Source organism: Promicromonospora xylanilytica, from assembly GCF_054782895.1.
On sequence record NZ_BAAGRP010000007.1, the window covers coordinates 703,148 to 723,061 of the forward strand.

The window sequence follows — 19,914 nt, forward strand, 5'->3', positions numbered from 1 at the left end:
TCAGAGCTCGATCGAGTACATCCGGGAGCCGGAGGTCTTGACGTAGCCGAGGCTCGCGTAGAGGCCGTGCGCGCCGCTCGGGTTCGCCGTGTCGACGTCGAGCGCCGCGTACTGCATGCCGTCTGCCGCGAACGCCCGCAGACCGGCGGCGAGCGCCGCGAGGGCAGCCTTGCGGCCCCGGTAGGCACGGCGCGCGCCGAGGATGTCGGTGTAGCCGAACGTGTACCCGCGCACCGCGAAGTCCTCGGTGTACCGGGCCGCGATCTCGTAGCCGACCACGAGCGGCTCGCCGGCACGCAGGACGGCCGCCGTGTCGGCGTCGGTGTGGGGCGAGGCGAGGAGCGCGGCGACGTCGGGCTCCGGGTCCACCACGACGAAGGACCACTCCGGTGCGAAGCAGGCGCGCTGCGTCCACTGCTCGCGGGTCTGCGGCTGGCTACCCCAGTGGTCGCGGAAGGCGTCGTTGTGCGCGAGGCGGGTCGCCTCGTCGAGGTCCGCCGACCACGGCACGAGCTGCAGCCCTCCCGGCAGCGGGACGTCCGGCACGGGTCCTGCGTCGGGCCCGCTGAGGGGTCGCGCCAGGTCGGAGTAGTACCGGCGCACCTGGAACCCCGCCCGCTCGTACAGCCGGTGCTTGGAGGCGGGGCCGTCGTCCTCGGCGAACACGCCGATCCGTGCGGGGACGTCCTTGCCGGACGCCGCGAGGAGCTGCCGTGCGCGGCCGTCCTCCCAGGCCAGCAGCTCGCGGCCGATGCCTTCGCCGCGCCGGTCGGGATGCACGCCGCCCCAGCAGAAGGCCCGGACCTGCGTCACGTCTCCGGGCGGGCACTCGACCTGGGCCCAGGCGACGAGCGCGCCGTCGGCGTCGAACCCGAGCAGGGAGTCCGCGGCCATGTCGCGCCACGCCCCCTCGAAGATCTCCTCGATCTCCTCCAGGGTCTCCGCGTACGGCTCGGCGTCGGCCCGCGCGATGTGGTTGCGCAGCGCCAGCCAGACCGGTGCGTCCTCGCGGGTGGCGGCGCGCCAGGTGAGCCCGCCCGCCGTCGGCAGGGTGAGGGTCGCGGGCGCGGCCGCGCGTTCGGCGATGGGGGCGAGGGATGTGGTGTCCACGGTCATGGTCTCTCCGGCTTCAGAGCTCGTCGGTGCGGTCAGAGCTCGATGGTGAAAAGGGTCGAGCCGTCGCTCTTGGTGTAGCCGAGCCGTGCGTACAGTCCGGTCGCGCCCGTCGGGTTGTCCGTGTCGACGTCGAGCTCCGCCTTCTGCATGCCCGCGTCGGCGAAGACGCGCATCGCGTGCGTCAGCAGCGCTACCGCGACGCGGCGGCCCCGGTAGTCGCGGCGCACGCCCAGCAGGTCGGTGTACCCCGCCGTGTACCCCTGCGACTCCCAGTCGTGCTCGTACCGCGAGGCCATGTGCAGCCCGACGACGTAGGGCGTACCCGGCGGCACGGTCGTGTCGCCCGGCTGCTCCTGCTCCGAGCCCTCGTACCGCACCGACTCGTCCACGACCACGAAGGACCACTCGGGGGCGAACGAGCTGCGGTACGCGCGCCACGACTGCGGTGTGCGCGGCTGGCTGCCCCAGTGGTCGCGGAACGCGTCGTTGCGGGCCAGGCGCGTGGCGTCGTCCAGCGCTTCCGACCACGGCACGAGGCGCAGCGGCGCCTCCAGCCCGACGGCGGGCGCCGGCGCGCTCAGGTCCCGCAGCAGGTTCGCGTAGTACCGGAGGGGCTCGAACCCGCCGGCGCGCAGCAGGTCGCGCCGTTCTGCGGGGGCGCCGTCCTCGATGTGCGCGGTGATGCGCGCCGGCAGCGTGTCGAGCCGCGGGTCCGTGCCCAGTGCGGCGAGGGCCTGGCGGGCCCGTCCCGTCGCCCAGGCCAGCAGCTCCGTGCCGATCCCCCGGCCGCGGTGCGTGGGGTGCACCCCGCCGGTCACGGAGACGCGCAGGCGGGTGACTCCTTCGCTCGGGAACCGCTCGACCTGCCCGTACGCGCGCATCACGCCGTCGGCGTCGGTGCCCACCAGGGTGTCGGCGGCGGCGTCGAACACCGGGGCGTCGAAGGTCTCGGCGACCTCGTCGGCCGGGGTGAACCAGTCGCGGCCGTCGGCCTCCTGGACGGTGCGCAGGAGCGCCGCCAGCGCGGGGACGTCCGCGCGCGTCCAGGGACGCCAGGTCAGGTCGCCCGTGGTCGGCACCCGGGGGGTCGCGGGCGCCGCGGCGCGCTCCGCGACGGGGGCCGGCGCGGGGTCCGGGTCGGACGGGACGGAACGCAGGGGCGCTGGCGTGGACATGTCGGCCACGCTAGGCGACCCCTGCGGCGTCGGCACGGGATTTTGCGGGTGATGACCAGGTCCGGACCGAGGCTCAGCGCTCCGGCGCCGTCTCCAGCTCCGCCCCCAGCTCGTCCAGCTCCGCGACGAAGCGCGCCCGCAGCGCGTCCTTCTCCGCCGGCGGCAGCCAGCACGCCTCGACGCCGGCCAGCGCCATCTCTCGCAGGCGGTCGGCCGGCACCGCGAGGTCGTCGGCGAGGATGCGGTACTCGGCGCCCAGCGACGTGGGGAACATGCCCGGGTCGTCGGACGCCGGGATCACGTTGAGCCCCGCGTCGAGCATCGCCGCGATGGAAGCCCGCCGCCACGGCCGCCACGAGCGCCGCGACGTCGTGGAGATGACGGTGAACGGCACCTGCTGGTCGCGCACGCGGGCCACGACGTCGTCGTCCTGCAGCACGAAGTAGCCGTGGTCGATGCGGTCGCAGCCGAGCACGTCCAGGCAGGTCACGGTGTTGACCGCCACGGGGGCGTGCTCGGAGGAGTGCGCCGTGCGGCCAAGGCCCGCCTCCCCCGCGAGCCGGTAGGCGGCCTCGAAGCGCTCGGGCGGACCGGCGGTCTCGAGGTTGTCCAGGCCGATCCCCGCGACGTACTCGTGCGGGTGGTCCACGACGGTGCGCACCCGGTCCAGCGCGTCCTGCGCCGAGCCGCTGCGGTCGATGCCGGCGATCAGCCGGCCGGTCATGCCGAAGTCCCGCTCGGCCATCCGGATGCCCTCCGCGTACGCCTCGACGGAGCCCAGGTAGCCGAGCGCGGCCAGGTGCTCGGGCACCGCGTCGAAGAACAGCTCGAGGTGGCGCGTCGCGCTGGTGCGGTGCGCCGCCTCGAAGGCCTCGTAGGTGATGCGGGTCAGGTCGTCGGCGGAGCGCAGCACCTGGCCCACCCAGCCGGAGACCTGGAAGAGCGAGTAGGAGACCTCCGGCTCGTCGGCGCTGCGCCCCTGCGGTACCGGGATGCGGGTGTCGCGGTACAGGTCCGGGTCGGGCGGCAGCGAGTTGACGTCGGCGTAGATGCGCTCGGGCGCCGCGGGCAGCGCGAGCTTCTCACGGCGTGCGAGCTCCGCGAAGGTGCTCGCCCGGACGCTGCCGATGAGGTGGCAGTGCAGGTCGACCTTGGGCATGCGGTCGACGAGGGTGATCGGGTCGGTGGGCACGTCGGTGGGCAGAGAGGTGGGGAGAGTGTTCATGGGGCGCCCGGTCAGCCGGCCGTCACCTCACGAGCGAACCGGTCCACCCATTCGGCCCGCGTGGGCACGAGCTCCGCGGGGTCGAGCGTCTCGTAGCCCTCGGCCACGGGGTCGGCCGCGATGTCGCCGACGACGGCTTCGATCGAGTCGGGCACGGTCGCCTCGGTGTTCACGGGCAGGTCGCCCACCAGCTCGGCGGACTTGGTCTGGCCCTCGGCCGAGAGCAGGTAGTCGATGAACTGGTGCGCGCCGTCGACGTTCGGGGCGCCCGCAGGGATCATCGCGCGGTTCGTGGCCATGTAGCGGCCGGTGGCCGGCGGCGTCCACGCGAACGGCTCGCCCGAGGCGACCAGGTCGGTGGCGAACCCGCTCAGGGAGTCGGCCGCGACGATCTCGCCCTGCGTCAGCAGGTTGGTCACCTCGGTGGACGACGCGTAGAACTGCAGGATCCCCGGCGCCCAGTCCCCGAGGGTCGTCAGCGCCGTGTCGATGTCGTAGGGCCCGTCGCCGTACTCCGCGCCCACGCCCGAGACCATGAGCTGGCCCGCGGTCACCGAGATGTCCGGCAGTGCGAGCTCACCGGCGTGCGCGGGGTCGCCGTACAGGTCCCAGCTCGCCGCCTCCTTCGCGCTCAGCGCCTCGGTCGAGTAGAGCGTCCCGTTGAGCTGGTAGCTGTACGCCGGGCCCTGGTAGGCGTCCTCGAGCGCGAAGTCGGCGACCTGCTCCAGCGACGGCACCTGGGCGGCGTCGACCTGCTGGAACAGGTCGTCCTCCTGGCCGAGCGCCGCGTAGTAGTCCGAGATCAGCATGACGTCGATGCCGGAGTCGTCGCCGGCGACCTGGAGCTGCGAGAGGCGGTCGGAGTTCGAACCGGTCTCCAGCTCGACCTCGATGCCGGTCTTCTCGGTGAACGGGTCGACGACGGCCTCCTCGAACTCCTCGACGCCGAACGGGAACGCGGAGACGACGATCGTGTCCTCCGCCGCCGCGTCGTCGGTGGCGGAACAGCCGGTGGCCAGCAGCGAGGTGGCCGCGAGGCCGGAGGCGATCGCCGCGGTGCGGCGCGCCGTCAGGATGCGGATCATGAGATTCCTTCGGTGGATGCGGATGCCGGGGTCGGGGTCGGGTCGAGCAGGGCCAGGCGCGTCTCGGGCGCCAGCAGCCGGACGCGGTCGCCCGCCGCGGGCACCGGCCCGGTGGCGGCGTCGGCCCGGTGGTCGGCGAGCAGGCGCACGGCGGCGCCGGTGGGGTCGGTGGCGTCGAGCGTCACGAGCAGGTCGACGCCGCGGTAGGCGACGTCGCGCACGACGGCGTCGAGCGCGACCGCGCCGTCCGCCGCCGTGCCCTCGGGCGCGACGCGCAGGTGCTCCGGACGGACGGCGGCCTGGCGCCCGTCCGCGAGGGTCAGGAAGTTCTCGTAGCCGAGGAACTCCGCGACGAACCGGTCGGCGGGCGCGGGGAAGACGTCGCGCGGCGCGCCGCTCTGCACGATCTTCCCCGCGCGCATCACCACCATCTCGTCGGACATCTCCAGTGCCTCGTCCTGGTCGTGCGTGACGAGCACGACGGTCAGCCCGGTCTCCGACTGGATGCGGCGGATCTCGGCGCGCATCTGCACGCGCAGCCGCGCGTCCAGGTTGGACAGCGGCTCGTCGAGCAGCAGCAGACGCGGCCGGATGGCGATCGCGCGGGCGAGCGCGACCCGCTGCTGCTGGCCGCCCGAGAGCTGCTTGGGCTTGCGGTCGCCCAGGTGCGCGAGCCCGACGAGCTCGAGCGCGTCGTTCGCCCGGCGGCGCCGTTCGGGTGCGGGCACCCGCCGCATCTTCGGGCCGTACGCCACGTTGTCCGCGACCGTCAGGTGCGGGAACAGCGCGTAGGACTGGAAGACCATGCCCAGGTCACGCTTCTCGGGCGGCGTGCGGGTCGCGTCGTCGCCCTCGATCAGGATCCGGCCCGACGTCGGCGCGCTGTACCCGGCGAGCATGCGCAGCGTGGTGGTCTTGCCGCAGCCGCTGGGGCCCAGCAGCGTGGTCAGGCGGCCACGGGGAATCCGCAGGTCGATGGCGTCGACGGCGGTGAAGCTGCCGAACCGCTGCGAGACGCCGATGAGCTCGGCGGCGGGGGTGGTCATCGGTTGATTCCTCCGAAGATCTTGGCGAAGCCGACCGTGCGCTCCGCGACGACGGCGACGACGACCGTCCCGGCGAGCACGATCGTGGAGGCGGCGGCCACCATCGGGTCGTAGCTCTGCTGGACGTAGTCGAGCATCGTGACGGGCAGCGTCCGGAAGTCGCGCGTCTGCAGCAGGAGCGACAGCGGCACGTTGTTGAACGAGGTGACGAAGCCGAGCAGGCCCGCCGAGATGAGGCCCGGCCGCAGCATCGGCAGGGTGACGGTGACGAACGCCTTGAGCGGCGACGCGCCCAGACCGCGGGCCGCCTCCTCCAGCGCCGGGTCGGCCAGCGCCAGCGAGGCTCCCGTGACGCGCACGGCGTAGGGCAGCAGCAGGGCCGTGTGGCCGAGCAGCAGGGTGGTGAAGTTGGCCAGCCCCAGGCCGATCATCAGCTGCTGGTAGAGGGCGAGGCCCACCACCAGCTCCGGCACCACGAGCGGCGACAGGAAGAGGCCCTCCAGCAGCTCCTTGCCCGGGATCCGCCCGCGGTGGATCGCCAGCGTGACCGGCACGCCGAGCAGCAGCGCCAGGGCGGTGGCCAGGACGGCGAGCTCGAGGCTGGAGACCAGCGCCTCGACGAACGGGGTGTACGCGGCGGCCTCGGCGAACCAGCGCAGCGAGAAGCCCTCGGGCGGGAAGCGCAGCGTTGACCCCGCGGTGAACGCCGTGGCCACGACGAACAGGATCGGGACGATCATCACCACGTAACCGAGGACGGCGAGCGTGCCGGCGACGGGATGGCGCAGCCGGAGCCCCTGCTTGCCCGCGTGGTCGGTGGTCCGGCTCATGAGGTGGCTCCCTTGCGGCCCGCCAGCGACGAGAGCCCGGAGACCAGGAAGACGAGCACCGTCATGACGATCGCCGTGGCCGAGGCGGCCGCCCAGTCGACCGTGACGCTCGCGTAGGAGAAGAGCTGGGTGGAGAGCATGCGCTGGCTGGACCCGCCGAGCAGGTACGGCGTGGTGTACGCGGTGACAGAGCCCGCGAAGACGAGCGTCGCCGCCACGACGACGCCGGGCAGCGACAGCGGGACCAGGACCGTCCAGAAGGCGCGGGTGCGGCTGGCGCCCAGGCCTCTCGCGGCCTCGTCGAGCCCTGGGTCGACCTGCGCGACGGCGGAGTAGCACGTGATGACGGCGAGCGGCAGGAAGAGCTGGACCAGGCCGAGCACGATCGCCACCTCCGTGTACAGGAGCTGGGGCGCGTCGTCCACGATCCCGAGCCCGGTCAGGATCTGCCCGATCACGCCGTTCGACCCCAGGATCACCAGCCAGCCGAAGGTGCGCACCACGTTGCTCAGCAGCAGCGGGAAGATCGCCAGCGCGAGCAGCACACCGGCCCACCGGGACTGCGAACGGGCCAGCAGCGAGGCGATCGGGAACCCGAGCACCACGCACAGCGCGGTGACGACCAGCCCGATGCGCACGGTGCGCCAGATGATGTCCAGGTCGTAGGGGTCGGTGAGCATCGCCCCCATGCGCTCGAGCACCTCGGGGAACGTCACACCGGGCGGCGCGAACAGCATCGCCACCGCGGGCAGCAGGAAGCCCACGAGCAGGAACGCCAGCCCTGGCAGGAGCAGGAGAAGTGTGGAGCGTGCGCGCACGAGCCGTCTTTCGTGAATGGAACCGGTTCCATGGGACCCTAAGGCATCTCCGGGCTCCGACTGGCAATCCCGCGTTAACTTTCTGTTACGCCGTCCATGGAACTGGGAGGAAACGGTTGCATGCACGTCTAAAGTAGGCGCACCGACCAAGGAGGAACGTTTGTCCACACTGTCCGATGTCGCGGCGGTGGCCGGCGTCTCCAAGGCGACCGCGTCACGAGCCCTGAACGGGCGCGGTCTGGTCGCCCCCGAGACCGCGGGACGCGTCCTGGCGGCAGCCGCCCGGCTCGGCTTCGTGCCCAACCGTGCGGCGCGGGAGCTGGCCCGGGGGCGCAGCGGCATCATCGCCATCGTGGTCCCGACGCTGGACAACACGTTCTTCACCCCGATCATCGCGGGCGCCCAGGCCCGCGCGGAGGAGGCGGGCCTCCAGCTGACCGTCGCCGTGCACGGCCTGGACGCGCCCGGCGCGTTCGCGCGGCTGGCCGGCCAGGTCGACGGGTTCATCGTCGTCGCACCGCGCGGCAGCGACTCGCTGGTCGTGGGGACGAGCGCGGCCAAGCCCGCCGTCCTGGTCGACCGCGAGATCGACGGCATGACGTCGGTCGTGGCCGACACCGCCGCCGCCTTCGGCACCCTGACCACCTGGCTCGCCGCCCAGGGACACGAGCGGATCGTCTACGTGGGCGGCCCGGAGGGATCCTGGCAGGACCGGCAGCGCACGGCCGCCGTGCAGGACGCCGCGCACCGGGCAGGGGCGGAGCTCACCGTGCTCGGCCCCTGCCCGGCGACCTTCGCCGCGGGCGTCGAGGTGACGACCTCCGTGCTGGAGACCGGTGCGACCGCCGTCGTCCCGTACGCGACGTCGATCGGCCTGGGCCTGCTGCTCGCCCTGGGCACGCGGGGCGTCGAGGTGCCGCGCGACCTGGTGGTGAGCACCGAGCCGACGGTCATCGAGGCCCTCGGGCTGGAGCACACGCCCGCCATCGACGTCGACGGCGAGGAGCTGGGCCGCACCGCGATGGACCTGCTGACCCACCAGCTCGACGGGCAGGACGAGCCCGGCCGGCAGGTGCGGCTGGCGGTGCCGGTGCGGGGCTGACGTCCGCCCGGGCGGGCGTCAGTGCTCGACGGTCGGGCCGAACATCTCGGTGTCCAGAGCGTCCTCCGCGTTCCCGCTGCGCGCCACGAGGATCCAGAAGTCGGACCCCTCGGTGCTGACAGCGATGCAGACCGATCGGTCAAGGCTGGACACCGATCAGCTTCCGCTTCAGCGAGCAGGCCTTGGCCGAGGAGGATTCTCGACGGACTCGACGCCGGGCTCCACCGCGACCGACAGGGACGCGTCGTCCTTGTCCACCGCCGCGCTCACGGCGTGCACCATCTCTTCCATCGCGGGCTTGGAGAGTCCTGTCCGGATGTAGTACTCGGCTCGCGAGACACCGATATAGCCCGTCTCGATGGCGCCGCAGACCCGCTGTGCTTCATCGGCGGTCAGCACCAGCTCCACCCGGTCGCCGTCTACCCGAACATCCATCACTTGGCCAGCCTTCCGTTGAAATCGTCCTGAGTGGCATAACGGCTGACCATCCCGTCAAGCGGCGTCAGCCTCCGGTCGAGCTCAGCCGATGGGGTCAGCGCAGCACGATCACCAGTTGGGTCAGCAGCGGCGACACGACCAGTGCCGGCAACAGGTCCCCGACCGGGATCTGCTTGATGTTCAGCAGCCGGAGGCCGATGCCCACGAGCATCAGCCCGCCGGTCGCCGTCAGCGCGGCGATGTGGGCGTCCGGCAGGACCGACCCGAGCAGCACGCCCGCCAGGGTGACCAGCCCCTGGACCACACCGACCGACACCGCGGACAGCAGCACCCCCACGCCGAACGAGGACGCGAAGGCCAGCGCAGCGAACCCGTCGAGCACCGACTTCAGCAGGAGCTCGTCGATGCCGCGGCCGAGCCCGTCGGACAGCGACCCGAGGATGGCGAGCGGGCCGACGCAGAACAGCAGCGACGCGGTGAGCCACCCCTCGATGAACCGCTCGCGCGCCGCATGGTCCTGGCCGGTCTCCGTCGCGTCGATCAGTACGGAACGTCGAGCGGCGCGCGTCCCGCCGGAGCGCCGGGCCAGCCAGCCCTGGATCACGCCGGCCAGCCCTTCGAGGCGCGCCTCGATCCGCAGCAGCGAGCCGGCGATGCCGCCGATGAGCAGGGACCCGAGCACGATGAGCACGGGGGCGCCGCTACCTGTCGCCGCGACGAAGGCGGCGTCGGTGACCGCCATCGCGGACAGCGCCGCGACGAGCAGGGTGACGAGGCCGAGGATGTCGGTCACGACCGCGTGCGTGCGCTGCGGCAGCCGGTGGCCCACGGCCATGCCGAGGAGCGACCCGACGACGATCGTCCCGACGTTGACAAGAGTGCCCAGCCCCGGGAAGTCCACGTTCACGGCGCGAGCCTAACCCTGGCCGGCACCGGACCTCAGTGGACCGAGAAGCCGCCGTCGACGAACAGCGAGTGGCCTGTGACGTAGGCGGAGGACTCGCTCGCGAGGAAGACGGCGGCGCCCGCGAAGTCCTCGGGCACGCCGTTGCGGCCCACCGTGGTGCGGGCCGCGAGCGCCTCGACCTTCTCGGCGTCGTCCTGGAGGCGCTGGTTCAGGGGCGTGAGCACGAACCCGGGAACGAGGGTGTTGGCGGTGACGCCGCGTGGCGACCAGGCCTCGGACTGGGAGCGCGCGAGGGACTCGAGGCCGCCCTTGGAGACGCCGTAGACCCCGCTGTCGACGAAGGAGCGGTGCGCCTGCTGGGAGGAGATGTGGATGAGCCGGCCGAAGCCGCGCTCCGCCATGGTGGGGGCGAACCGCTGCCCGAGCAGGAAGGGCGCCTCGAGATTGACGGTCATGGTGACGTCCCAGGTCTCCTGGTCCACCTGCCCGAGGTGTGGCCGCAGGTTGATGCCCGCGCTGTTGACCACGATGTCGGGCTGCCCCGCGGCGGCGATGCCGTCGGCGGCGGCGTGGATGCCGTCGCGGGTGGAGAGGTCGGCGACCACGGTGTCGACGGCGCAGCCTCGTTCCCGCAGGCCGGCGGCGACCTCGGCGAGCCGGCCTGCCCCGCGGGCGACGAGGACCGTGTGCGCGCCGGCCTGTGCCAGCGCCTCGGCGATGGCTCGTCCGATCCCGGAGCTGCCCCCGGTCACGACAGCCGTCCGGCCCTGCAGGGAGAACAGTGAAGCGAGGTAGTCGCGCGTTGTCATGCCCGGACGGTACCCGGCCCTAGACCCTCACGACCCGAGCAGCACGCGCACCCGGGTCGCGACCACCGGGACGTTGTCCGCGAGGATCTCCCAGATGATCTCGAAGTCCACGACGTCGTCGCCGTGCGCCACGACGTTGCGGGTGTCCTTGAGGTTGCGCAGCTCCAGGCTTGGGTGTGCCTCGACGAATCCAGGCGCCTTGCGGTCGAGCCGCGCCACCACCTCACCCACTGCTGCCCGCACGTCGGGCACCCGCCGCGCTGTCGTCGGGCGCGACGTACGCTGCCGGGGTGACCGCTCTTCCCGCACTCGCCGAACGCTCCGCCGCCCTGCTGGAGGCCATGCGCACGCGCGTGGTCGTGGCGGACGGCGCCATGGGCACCATGATCCAGGCGGCGAACCCCACCCTCGAGGACTATCAGAACCTGGAGGGGTGCAACGAGATCCTCACGGTCTCGCGTCCCGACATCGTGGCGGGCGTGCACGACGCGTTCCTCGAGGTCGGGGTGGACGCGATCGAGTCGAACACGTTCGGCGCCAACTGGTCGAACCTGTCGGACTACGGCATCGACGACCGGATCCAGGAGCTGGCCCGCGAGGGCGCCCGGATCGCCCGCGAGCGCGCCGACGCGTACGCGACGCCGGACAAGCCGCGCTGGGTGCTGGGTTCGATGGGGCCGGGCACCAAGCTGCCGTCGCTGGGGCACACCACGTACGCGCACCTGCGCGACACGTTCGCGCAGCAGGCGGCGGGCCTGATCGAGGGTGGCGCGGACGCGCTGCTGGTCGAGACGAGCCAGGACCTGCTGCAGGCCAAGGCCGCGGTGACGGGCTGCCGGCAGGCGATGGCCGACGTCGGGCAGCGGGTGGCCGTCATCGTGCAGGTGACCGTGGAGACCACGGGGACCATGCTGATGGGCTCGGAGATCGGCGCGGCGCTGGTGGCGCTGCAGGCGATGAACATCGACGCGATCGGCATGAACTGCGCCACGGGCCCGGAGCAGATGAGCGAGCACCTGCGGCACCTGTCGCAGCACGCCGAGATCCCGGTGACCTGCATGCCGAACGCGGGCCTGCCGGTGCTGGGCAAGGACGGCGCCTCCTACCCGCTCACCCCGCAGGAGCTGGCCGCGGCGCACACGCAGTTCGCGCGCGAGTTCGGGCTGGGCCTGGTGGGCGGCTGCTGCGGCACGACGCCGGAGCACCTGCGGGCCGTGGTCGAGGCGGTGGGCGGCGCGCCGATCGGGCAGCGTGAGCCGGTGCGTGAGAACGCCGTCGCCTCGCTGTACTCCGCGACGGACCTGCGCCAGGAGACGAGCTTCCTGGCGATCGGCGAGCGCACCAACGCGAACGGTTCCAAGGCGTTCCGCGAGGCGCTGCTGGGGGGCCGCTGGGACGACATCGTGGACATCGCCCGGGCGCAGACCCGCGACGGCGCGCACCTGCTGGACGTGTGCGTCGACTACGTGGGGCGCGACGGCGTCGAGGACGTGCGCGCGGTGGTCTCGCGGCTCGCGTCCGCCTCCACGCTCCCCCTCGTGATCGACTCCACGGAGCCCGCGGTGATCCGCGCGGGCCTGGAGCTGCTGGGCGGGCGCGGCGTGGTGAACTCGGTGAACTTCGAGGACGGCGAGGGGCCGACGTCGCGGTTCGGGCGCATCATGCCGGCGGTCATGGAGCACGGCGCCGCCGTCGTCGCCCTCACGATCGACGAGGAGGGCCAGGCGCGCACGGCGGACCACAAGGTGGCCATCGCCTCGCGGCTGATCGACACCCTGGTGGGCGAGTGGGGCATGCGGGTGGACGACATCATCGTCGACGCCCTGACCTTCCCCATCGCCACGGGCCAGGAGGAGACGCGGCGCGACGCCATCGAGACCATCGAGGCGATCCGGGAGATCACGCGCAGGTACCCCGGCGTGCACACCACCCTCGGCGTCTCGAACGTGTCGTTCGGGCTCAACCCGGCGGCGCGTGCGGTGCTGAACTCGGTGTTCCTGCACGAGGCGACGGCGGCGGGGCTGGACTCGGCGATCGTGCACGCGGCGAAGATCCTGCCGCTGGCCTCGATCCCGGACGAGCAGCGGGCCACGGCGCTCGACCTGGTGTGGGACAAGCGCGAGTGGGACGCCGACGGCAACCTGACCTACGACCCGCTGTCCAAGCTGCTGGACCTGTTCGAGGGCGTGGACGCGGCGTCCATCCGGGATGCCCGGGCCGCCGAGCTGGCGGGGCTGCCCGTGGGCGAGCGCCTGGCGCGCCGCATCATCGACGGCGCCCGCAAGGGCCTGGAGCCGGACCTCGACGAGGCGCTGGGCGCCGGGATGAAGGCCCTGGACATCGTCAACGACCACCTGCTGGAGGGCATGAAGGTCGTCGGCGAGCTGTTCGGCAAGGGCGAGATGCAGCTGCCGTTCGTGCTGCAGTCGGCCGAGGTGATGAAGGCGGCCGTCGCGCTGCTGGAGCCGCACATGGAGAAGGTCGAGGGCGACCAGACCAAGGGCACGATCGTGCTGGCGACGGTGCGCGGCGACGTGCACGACATCGGCAAGAACCTCGTGGACATCATCCTGACGAACAACGGCTACAAGGTGGTGAACATCGGCATCAAGCAGCCGGTGAGCGCCATGATCGACGCCGCGCTCGAGCACGACGCCGACGTCATCGGCATGTCGGGCCTGCTCGTGAAGTCGACGGTCGTGATGAAGGAGAACCTGGAGGAGCTGGCCTCCCGCGGGTACGACAAGCGGTGGCCCGTGCTGCTCGGCGGGGCCGCGCTGACGCGGACCTACGTGGAGGACGACCTGGCCGGTGCCTTCCCCGGGGTCGTGCGGTACGCGAAGGACGCGTTCGAAGGGCTGCGCCTCATGGAGCCGCTGGTGCGGGTCGCGCGCGGGGCCTCCCCCGACGACGTCGGCCTGCCGGCGCTGCGCAAGCGGCGGCACTCGGTGGTGAAGGTGACCGAGACTCCCCTGGAGTCGCTCCCGGCGCGCTCTGATGTCGCGGCCGACAACCCCGTGCCCGACCCGCCGTTCTGGGGGACGCGGATCGTCAAGGGCGTGCAGCTTTCCGAGTACGCCGCGTTCCTGGACGAGCGGGCCACCTTCATGGGCCAGTGGGGGCTCAAGCCCGGGCGGTCAGAGGACGGGGCTTCGTACGAGGAGCTGGTCGAGACCGAGGGCCGGCCGCGCCTCGCGGAGTGGATGGACCGCATCCTGACCGACCAGATCATGGACCCGACGGTGGTCTACGGGTACTTCCCGGCGTGGTCGGAGGGCGACGACCTGGTGGTGGCACACCACGACGGGCCCGACGGCGGGTCCGGGGGCACCGTCGGGACCGAGCGGCTGCGGTTCACCTTCCCGCGGCAGCGACGGGACCGGCACCTGTGTCTTGCGGACTTTGTTCGCCCGCGTGAGTGGGTCGAGGAGACGGGGCGGTTCGACGTGCTGCCCGTGCAGCTGGTGACGGTCGGGGACACCGTTTCCGCGCACACAGCGAAACTGTTCGAGGCGAACAAGTACCGCGAGTACATGGAGCTGCACGGGCTGTCGGTGCAGCTCACCGAGGCGCTGGCCGAGTTCTGGCACGCGCGGGTGCGCTCCGAGCTCGGGTTCGCCTCCGAGGAGCCCGCCGGCGTCGAGGGGATGTTCAAGCTGGAGTACCGCGGGGCGCGGATGTCGCTCGGGTATCCCGCGTGCCCGGACATGGAGGACCGGCACAAGGTCGTGGAGCTGCTGCGGCCGGAGCGGGTGGGGGTGACGCTGTCGGACGAGCTGCAGCTGCACCCGGAGCAGTCGACGGACGCGTTCGTCTTTCATCACCCGGAGGCGAAGTACTTCTCTGTGTGACTTCCGGGGTGGTGGCCGTCGTGACTTCTGGGGTGGTGGCCGTCCGACCGGTTCGAGCCCCCTGACGACCAGCGCGCGGGAGCGACCGGCTGGACGCCTGGTGAAAGTCCACGGGCACGCCGCGGGGCCCGGACCCGGTCGGGTCCGGGCCCGTGCAGGGCGGTCATCGGCCTCAGACCGACGAACGCTCCCGGATGACGGCGTTCAGCCGGTCGATGTCCAGCCCGACCTCCGGGCTGCCGACAGCCTTCGCCAGGTCGACCAGCCCGGGTGCCTTCAGGCTGGCGGCCGCCATGACGCCGTCGTCATAGAAGATCTCGTCGGTCGGGGCGTCCCGGACGACGCGCTTGTTCGCCATGACGATCAACCGATCGAAGTTCTGTGCGACGAAGTCCATGTCGTGCGAGATGGTGAGAACCGCCTTCCCGGCGTCTTGCAACCGGCAGACGATCTGCGTGAGCAGGTTCAGCCCTCTGAGGTCCTGCCCCGCCGTGGGCTCGTCGAGGATCACGACGTCCGGGTCTGCCGCGATCACGGCCGCGATGGTCACGAACTTGCGTGTGGACAGCGGGAGGTCATAAGGGTTGGCCTCCATCGCCCCCGCGAGGCCGGTCATCTCACAGGCCCGTTCGACACGCAGGTCGCGTTCCTGACGTGCGACCTTTCTGCGACGGAGGGCATAGCCGACCTCCTCCGCGACAGTCGCGTTGAAGATCTGGTCGTCCGGGTTCTGGAACACATAGCCCACACGGCTGGAGGTCTGCGCCGCTGTCCGCGTCGCAGTGTCGGCCCCGCCGATCTTCACGACGCCCCTGGTGGGCTTGGTCAGGCCGTTGATCATCTTGACCGTCGTCGTCTTGCCCGCACCGTTCTGTCCGATGATGGCCACCGAATCACCCGCTTCCACGGAGAAGCTCACTCCGTCGACGGCGATGAACCCGTTCGGGTACTGGTACGACACATCGTGGACCTCGACCAGGGCCATGTCAGTTTCCTTCCTGCGGCGAGCTTGTAGCGATCTGGGCCGTCACGGAGGTGATGATCTCGGCCGTGGTCAGCGGGGTCTCCGGGAGATCGAGGCCGCTCGTAGCCAGGGCGCGCTTCAGATAGAGACTCTCCGGCAGCCGGGTGCCGAGCTCCTCGCACAGCGGATCACCGAACACCTCCGACGGGGTCCCGTCGAGCGCCACCCCACCGCGGTCCAGCAGCACGACACGGTCCGAGAGCTCGGCGATCTGCTCCATCTTGTGCTCGACGAGGATGATCGTGCGGCCCTCGGCGCGGGTCTTCATGATCAGGGAGAACACCTCGTCGGTGGTCCGGGGGTCGAGCTGCGAGGTGGGCTCGTCGAGCACCAGCACCGGCTGGTCCATGACGAGGACCGAGGCCAGGGCCACGCGCTGCTGCTGACCGCCCGAGAGCTTGAGCGGATCGCGGTCCCGGATCTCCGTCAGGCCGGAGAGCCCGAGGATCCGCTCGACCCGCTCGACCGTCTCCGTCGCGGAGACGCCCATGTTGCCCAGCCCGTAGGCGATCTCGTCGAACACCGTCGTCGTGACGCCGCTCATCTGCGTGAACGGGTTCTGGAAGACGAACCCGACGTCACCGGCCAGCTCGCCGATGCTGTGCTCGGCCACGCGCTTGCCCGCGACGGTCACCTCGCCGGTGACCTCGCCCTGGTAGAAATGCGGGACGAAGCCGCGGATCGCGGCACAGAGCGTCGTCTTGCCCGCGCCGTTGGCTCCCACGATCGAGACGAGCTCCCCGGGCCCCGCGGTCAGCGACACGTCCTTCAGCGCGTAGGCACCCGTGGCCGGGTACCGGTAGCTCAAGTTCTTGATGGTTACCGCATCCATAGCCAGATCCTCACGATCAGGGCCAGTGCCAGGCCGAGGTAGACGAGCACGCGCAGGGTCTTGTCGACGGAGGTGTCCGGGATCGACACCAGGCTCGTCTTGGCTCCCGGGGCCGAGAACCCGCGCGACTCCAGGGTGAGCGCACGCTCCTCGACGCCCACGATCGAGTTCAGGATGAGGGGGCCGATCGTGGGTACGAAAGCCTTCGCCCTGATCCACAGGGACGCGTCGGTCTCGATCCCGCGTGAGCGCTGGGCGTCCATGATCGTGGTCATCTTGGTGCGCAGCTGGGGGATCATCGTGACGGTGGACAGGATCACATAGCTCGCGGCCGCCGAGGTTCCCCGTTGCTCCAGGGCGCGCGTCAGCCGGCGGATGTCCGTGACCACGGAGCCCAGGATGATCGCGCTGCCGATGGCGAGGACCATGGTGGCGATCCGGGTCCCCTGGGCGATCCCCTCCTCGGTGACGCTGAAGACCCAGAGCTGCCGGACGACGGTCTCGCCCGGGTAGAGCAGGGTCTGCAGGGCGAAGATCACGACGCACAGCACCACCACCGACCTCAGCCACATCGACAGGAAGCGCGCGACGCGCCCCGCCAGCGAGGCGATGAGGAGGCAGGCGAGCACCAGGCCGACGGCGTACCGCCACTCGAAGAAGAAGGACACGGCCGACGCTGCGACCAGGAAGGTCATGACTGTGATCGGGTTCAGTCCCAGGACCACGTTCCGGGGTGCGTCGATGCGGACGGCCGGATCGACGGGCTGCGGTGTGGTTGACGTCATCGCGCCTCCTCCACGGTGTGCGAGACGTCCCGGCTTCGTTCCACGCCGGGACCGGGCAGCGCGGACCGGCCGTCCGTCGAGCGGCTGCCGCGCCAGCGGTCGTAGGTCCCGTAGGAGCCGCTCCCGGTGACGGTCGTGACCTGCGCGGCCTCCCCCACGAGATCCGGTTCCTCCCGCACCCTTCCCCTGCGCTCCGCACGAGCAGCCGCGGTGAAGTGGAACCCGTTGGAGAACTTGATCAGATAGCGGTCGGACATGGACCGGATGACGAATACCGCCAGAAGGATCGACAGGGTCTTGTCCGGCAGCTCCGAGACGAACGACGAGACGAACTGGGCCGGGATCATGGCGACTCCGGAGGTCACCAGCGCGGCGGCGATCAGAGACGACCCGTTGGTCGTGAAGCCGCCGAAGACGACCATGCGGATGGTGATCACGCACACGACGGACAGCACCACCACGAGCGCAACGCAGCACACGATCCGCCACACCCGGTCGAACATCCCGCGCCGCGCCAGCCAGCCGACGACGGAGCCGACGAGTGCCGCCTGCACCGCCCAGGGCAGGGACGTCGGGTCCGTGGCGGAGACGAACGCCAGGCTGAGGAACCCGGTGAGCGCTCCCACGACCGGGCCGGCGAGCATGGCCACGAGGAACGTTCCGATGGAGTCGAGATAAAGGGGCAGCTTCAGCGCCAGGGCGACGGAGCCGCCCACGAAGTTCACGGCGATCGCGATCGGGATGATCAGCATCGCCATGAGGGAGAAGTCGTTCTTCATGTGGGATCCGATGCTCATGCTGCCTCCCCGTGGGAATACTGCTCGTCGAGGATGCGCACGATGTCTGCGGTGGCCTCGGGGAACACCCGAGTCAGGAACGACTCGAAGAACCTTCGCGGATCGACCGCCGTGGCCACCTGGGCGTTGGCGGTCTGCTCCCGATACCGGCTGGTGCGCCAGACGACGCTCCGGCCCTCGCAGATGCCCTCCGTGGCGATCTCGACCCGCGCCGGCGTGAGCTGAAGGACCTGCGGGTCCACCAGGTAGGCCAGGGCCAACGGGTCGCACAGCTCGGCGCCGACCTCGCGGTACCTGCGCCAGTAGTGGTCCACGTACGAGCGGGTGACCTCGTGGATGAACCGTGCTCGCGGACCTCCGATCTGGCGCACGAGCTCCCTGATCGCCGGCGACATGAAAACGTGCTTCGTCACGTCGAGCCCGACCATGACCACGTCGGCGAACCCTGCGTCGAAGACGACCTGGGCCGCTTCGGGGTCATGGTGGAAGTTGAACTCCGCGGACGGGGTGACGTTGCCGGTGAACTCCGCGCCGCCCATCATCACCAGCCGCCGGACACGAGACGCGAAGTCCGGGTCGGCACGGACGGCCTGCGCGACATTGGTCAACGGACCGAGTGCCAGGACCGTGATCTGGCCCGGCGCGGCGGCCGTCTCCTCCAGGAGCGCCGTGACCGCTGTCCGCTCGTCCTCCCACGGGTCGGCGACGGCGTAGCCGACGTCACCGAGACCATCGCCGCCGTGGGCTTTCGACGCCGGCATGGCCAGCCGGGTCAGGGGGGCACCAGCGCCCCGGTGGATCGGGATGTCGCGGCGCCCGCACAAGTCGAGCACGGTGGCCGCGTTACGGGTCGTCCGGTCGATGCCGACGTTCCCGTCGACGGTCGTGACCCGCTCCACCGTCACCTCGTCACTGGCCAGGGCCATCATGATGGCCAGAGCGTCGTCGACTCCGGGGTCGCAGTCGATGATCAGTCGTTCCACGTCATGTTCCTTTCCGACTTCTCCGGGGAGGCCACCGTCGCGGTAGCGGTGGTGTACCCCTGTGCACCGGGCACGGTGCACACGTGCGACGCCAGGGCGTTGCCCGCCGCGCCGGCCTCGGCGAGCGTCTGCCCAGCTGCGAGCGCCGCGGCCAGAGCCCCCACGAAGGCATCCCCTGCTCCGGTCGTGTCCACAGCATGCACGGCCGGCGCGTCGAACTCGGCTTCGGCCGAACTGTCGGCGACCTGGCAGCCCCGCGGACCAAGGGTAAGGACCACAGCGCAGCCGAACCGCTCCCGGAGCCTGCTGGCAACGGGCGGCTCGTCGTCGTCGAGCAGCATCGCGGCCTCCGCCTCGTTGACCACCAGGACGTCGAGATCGCCGAGCAGGTGGACGACGGGCGCCGCCGGGGCCGCGTTCAGGATGGTCCTCGCTCCTCGCTCGTGGGCCAGCGAGAGCGCCGCGGCGACCGACTCGTGCGGGATCTCCAGCTGACAGACGAGGACGTCGTCGGGGGTGATGCCGGCGAGTCGGTCCCGGACGGAAGCCGGGCTGTTCGCGTCGTTGGCGCCCGGCAGCACGACGATCGAGTTCTCCCCCGCGCCGTCGACCTGGATCATCGCCTCGCTGGTCCGGACGTCCGGAGCCCGCAGGACGCGGCTCGCGTCCAGGCCAGTGGTGCCCGCCAGGGCGCCGAGCAGGAGTTCGCCCGCGTCGTCGGTCCCGACCGCACCGAGCAGCCGGACCGATGCGCCCTTGAAGGCGGCCGCCACGGCCTGGTTCATGCCCTTGCCGCCTGGCCGCCGCTCGACGGCGAGCGCCCGTACGGTCTCGCCCGGACGTACGAGCTGCTCGACCGAGATCGAGCTGTCCACGTTCAAGGACCCCACCACCCACACGCTCGCGGGCACGCTACGAAGAGTTCTCTCCATGTTGAATATTCCTTCCCTGTCCCAGGTCACCCGTTCTCCGCGCCGAGAAGATATCGGTGACGACCCGCACGACCGCTCATTCGTCCGACCGCTCAGGGAATGTCCGGTCTGTTTCCTCGACCAGGTTGAGGAACAGACCCCCAGGGATCTGGAACCGGC

General features: G+C 71.3%; 20 protein-coding genes. 2 read left to right on the plus strand and 18 right to left on the minus strand.

Going from position 1 to position 19,914, the window contains the following annotated elements; translation table 11 throughout:
• The 7 genes from ACYVK7_RS10960 to ACYVK7_RS10990 form a co-directional block, all read right to left on the minus strand.
• Entirely contained in the window at positions 1-1,116 is a 1,116-nt protein-coding gene (locus ACYVK7_RS10960; protein WP_460887710.1) for a GNAT family N-acetyltransferase, read from the minus strand.
• A 32-nt stretch (positions 1,117-1,148) separates the two neighbouring features.
• Entirely contained in the window at positions 1,149-2,291 is a 1,143-nt protein-coding gene (locus tag ACYVK7_RS10965; RefSeq protein ID WP_460887711.1) for a GNAT family N-acetyltransferase, read from the minus strand.
• Positions 2,292-2,364: 73 nt separating this feature from the next.
• Positions 2,365-3,516, minus strand: coding sequence for an adenosine deaminase family protein (locus tag ACYVK7_RS10970; RefSeq protein ID WP_460887712.1), 1,152 nt, complete (start codon positions 3,514-3,516; stop codon positions 2,365-2,367).
• A gap of 11 nt (positions 3,517-3,527) precedes the next feature.
• Entirely contained in the window at positions 3,528-4,601 is a 1,074-nt protein-coding gene (locus ACYVK7_RS10975; protein WP_460887713.1) for an ABC transporter substrate-binding protein, read from the minus strand.
• The gene (locus ACYVK7_RS10980) at positions 4,598-5,647 is read right to left on the minus strand and encodes an ABC transporter ATP-binding protein (RefSeq protein ID WP_460887714.1); all 1,050 of its coding nucleotides are present in this window, start codon (positions 5,645-5,647) and stop codon (positions 4,598-4,600) included. Before ACYVK7_RS10980 ends, ACYVK7_RS10975 begins: the two co-directional genes overlap by 4 nt.
• The gene (locus tag ACYVK7_RS10985; RefSeq protein ID WP_460887715.1) at positions 5,644-6,477 is read right to left on the minus strand and encodes an ABC transporter permease; all 834 of its coding nucleotides are present in this window, start codon (positions 6,475-6,477) and stop codon (positions 5,644-5,646) included. The genes ACYVK7_RS10980 and ACYVK7_RS10985 overlap by 4 nt, the downstream gene beginning before the upstream one ends.
• Complete coding sequence (locus ACYVK7_RS10990; RefSeq protein ID WP_460887716.1) at positions 6,474-7,295, minus strand: ABC transporter permease; 822 nt, start codon at positions 7,293-7,295, stop codon at positions 6,474-6,476. Before ACYVK7_RS10990 ends, ACYVK7_RS10985 begins: the two co-directional genes overlap by 4 nt.
• 160 nt (positions 7,296-7,455) lie before the next feature.
• Between ACYVK7_RS10990 and ACYVK7_RS10995 the strand changes: the two genes are divergently transcribed.
• Positions 7,456-8,397, plus strand: a complete 942-nt coding sequence (locus ACYVK7_RS10995; RefSeq protein ID WP_460887717.1) for a LacI family DNA-binding transcriptional regulator — start codon at positions 7,456-7,458, stop codon at positions 8,395-8,397.
• 18 nt (positions 8,398-8,415) lie between these two features.
• Here the strand turns inward: ACYVK7_RS10995 and ACYVK7_RS11000 are convergent, their stop codons facing one another.
• The 5 genes from ACYVK7_RS11000 to ACYVK7_RS11020 form a co-directional block, all read right to left on the minus strand.
• Positions 8,416-8,550, minus strand: a complete 135-nt coding sequence (locus ACYVK7_RS11000) for a hypothetical protein (protein WP_460887718.1) — start codon at positions 8,548-8,550, stop codon at positions 8,416-8,418.
• Positions 8,551-8,565: 15 nt separating this feature from the next.
• Entirely contained in the window at positions 8,566-8,832 is a 267-nt protein-coding gene (locus tag ACYVK7_RS11005; protein WP_460887719.1) for a hypothetical protein, read from the minus strand.
• Between the two features lie 97 nt (positions 8,833-8,929).
• Positions 8,930-9,742, minus strand: a complete 813-nt coding sequence (locus ACYVK7_RS11010) for a DUF554 domain-containing protein (RefSeq protein WP_460887720.1) — start codon at positions 9,740-9,742, stop codon at positions 8,930-8,932.
• A 32-nt stretch (positions 9,743-9,774) separates the two neighbouring features.
• Positions 9,775-10,551, minus strand: a complete 777-nt coding sequence (locus ACYVK7_RS11015) for an SDR family NAD(P)-dependent oxidoreductase (RefSeq protein ID WP_460887721.1) — start codon at positions 10,549-10,551, stop codon at positions 9,775-9,777.
• A 27-nt stretch (positions 10,552-10,578) separates the two neighbouring features.
• Positions 10,579-10,794: a HepT-like ribonuclease domain-containing protein gene (locus ACYVK7_RS11020; protein WP_460887722.1), complete on the minus strand. Its 216-nt coding sequence runs from the start codon at positions 10,792-10,794 to the stop codon at positions 10,579-10,581.
• A gap of 98 nt (positions 10,795-10,892) precedes the next feature.
• On the opposite strand from ACYVK7_RS11020, the gene metH reads away from it, so the two are divergent.
• Positions 10,893-14,402: a methionine synthase gene (gene metH / locus ACYVK7_RS11025; RefSeq protein ID WP_460887929.1), complete on the plus strand. Its 3,510-nt coding sequence runs from the start codon at positions 10,893-10,895 to the stop codon at positions 14,400-14,402.
• A gap of 172 nt (positions 14,403-14,574) precedes the next feature.
• On the opposite strand, the gene ACYVK7_RS11030 is transcribed toward metH, so the two are convergent.
• From ACYVK7_RS11030 to ACYVK7_RS11055, 6 genes are read right to left on the minus strand one after another with little or no spacing between them, the layout of a single operon-like run.
• The gene (locus ACYVK7_RS11030) at positions 14,575-15,387 is read right to left on the minus strand and encodes an energy-coupling factor ABC transporter ATP-binding protein (RefSeq protein WP_460887723.1); all 813 of its coding nucleotides are present in this window, start codon (positions 15,385-15,387) and stop codon (positions 14,575-14,577) included.
• 1 nt (position 15,388) lies between these two features.
• Entirely contained in the window at positions 15,389-16,258 is an 870-nt protein-coding gene (locus ACYVK7_RS11035) for an energy-coupling factor ABC transporter ATP-binding protein (RefSeq protein WP_460887724.1), read from the minus strand.
• Positions 16,246-17,043, minus strand: coding sequence for an energy-coupling factor transporter transmembrane component T (locus ACYVK7_RS11040; RefSeq protein WP_460887725.1), 798 nt, complete (start codon positions 17,041-17,043; stop codon positions 16,246-16,248). The genes ACYVK7_RS11035 and ACYVK7_RS11040 overlap by 13 nt, the downstream gene beginning before the upstream one ends.
• On the minus strand, positions 17,040-17,840 hold the full coding sequence (locus ACYVK7_RS11045) for a hypothetical protein (protein WP_460887726.1): 801 nt from the start codon (positions 17,838-17,840) through the stop codon (positions 17,040-17,042). Before ACYVK7_RS11045 ends, ACYVK7_RS11040 begins: the two co-directional genes overlap by 4 nt.
• Positions 17,837-18,823 carry a nucleoside hydrolase gene (locus ACYVK7_RS11050; protein WP_460887727.1) on the minus strand — a complete coding sequence of 329 codons (987 nt, stop codon included), beginning with the start codon at positions 18,821-18,823 and terminating at the stop codon, positions 17,837-17,839. The genes ACYVK7_RS11045 and ACYVK7_RS11050 overlap by 4 nt, the downstream gene beginning before the upstream one ends.
• A complete protein-coding gene (locus ACYVK7_RS11055; protein ID WP_460887728.1) occupies positions 18,811-19,755 on the minus strand; it encodes a ribokinase in 945 nt (314 codons plus the stop codon). The genes ACYVK7_RS11050 and ACYVK7_RS11055 overlap by 13 nt, the downstream gene beginning before the upstream one ends.
• Between the last annotated feature and the right edge of the window lie 159 nt (positions 19,756-19,914).

Excerpts from the sequence above, each read along its gene's own strand:
- ACYVK7_RS10975 (WP_460887713.1), bottom strand. The coding sequence starts at position 4,601 with ATGATCCGCATCCTGACGGCGCGCCGCACCGCGGCGATCGCCTCCGGC.
- ACYVK7_RS10985 (WP_460887715.1), bottom strand. The coding sequence starts at position 6,477 with ATGAGCCGGACCACCGACCACGCGGGCAAGCAGGGGCTCCGGCTGCGC.
- ACYVK7_RS11005 (WP_460887719.1), bottom strand. The coding sequence starts at position 8,832 with ATGGATGTTCGGGTAGACGGCGACCGGGTGGAGCTGGTGCTGACCGCC.
- ACYVK7_RS11035 (WP_460887724.1), bottom strand. The coding sequence starts at position 16,258 with ATGGATGCGGTAACCATCAAGAACTTGAGCTACCGGTACCCGGCCACG.
- ACYVK7_RS11015 (WP_460887721.1), bottom strand. The coding sequence starts at position 10,551 with ATGACAACGCGCGACTACCTCGCTTCACTGTTCTCCCTGCAGGGCCGG.
- ACYVK7_RS11045 (WP_460887726.1), bottom strand. The coding sequence starts at position 17,840 with ATGAGCATCGGATCCCACATGAAGAACGACTTCTCCCTCATGGCGATG.
- ACYVK7_RS10960 (WP_460887710.1), bottom strand. The coding sequence starts at position 1,116 with ATGACCGTGGACACCACATCCCTCGCCCCCATCGCCGAACGCGCGGCC.
- ACYVK7_RS10980 (WP_460887714.1), bottom strand. The coding sequence starts at position 5,647 with ATGACCACCCCCGCCGCCGAGCTCATCGGCGTCTCGCAGCGGTTCGGC.
- ACYVK7_RS11055 (WP_460887728.1), bottom strand. The coding sequence starts at position 19,755 with ATGGAGAGAACTCTTCGTAGCGTGCCCGCGAGCGTGTGGGTGGTGGGG.
- ACYVK7_RS10970 (WP_460887712.1), bottom strand. The coding sequence starts at position 3,516 with ATGAACACTCTCCCCACCTCTCTGCCCACCGACGTGCCCACCGACCCG.
- metH (WP_460887929.1), top strand. The coding sequence starts at position 10,893 with ATGCGCACGCGCGTGGTCGTGGCGGACGGCGCCATGGGCACCATGATC.
- ACYVK7_RS11030 (WP_460887723.1), bottom strand. The coding sequence starts at position 15,387 with ATGGCCCTGGTCGAGGTCCACGATGTGTCGTACCAGTACCCGAACGGG.
- ACYVK7_RS10965 (WP_460887711.1), bottom strand. The coding sequence starts at position 2,291 with ATGTCCACGCCAGCGCCCCTGCGTTCCGTCCCGTCCGACCCGGACCCC.
- ACYVK7_RS11040 (WP_460887725.1), bottom strand. The coding sequence starts at position 17,043 with ATGACGTCAACCACACCGCAGCCCGTCGATCCGGCCGTCCGCATCGAC.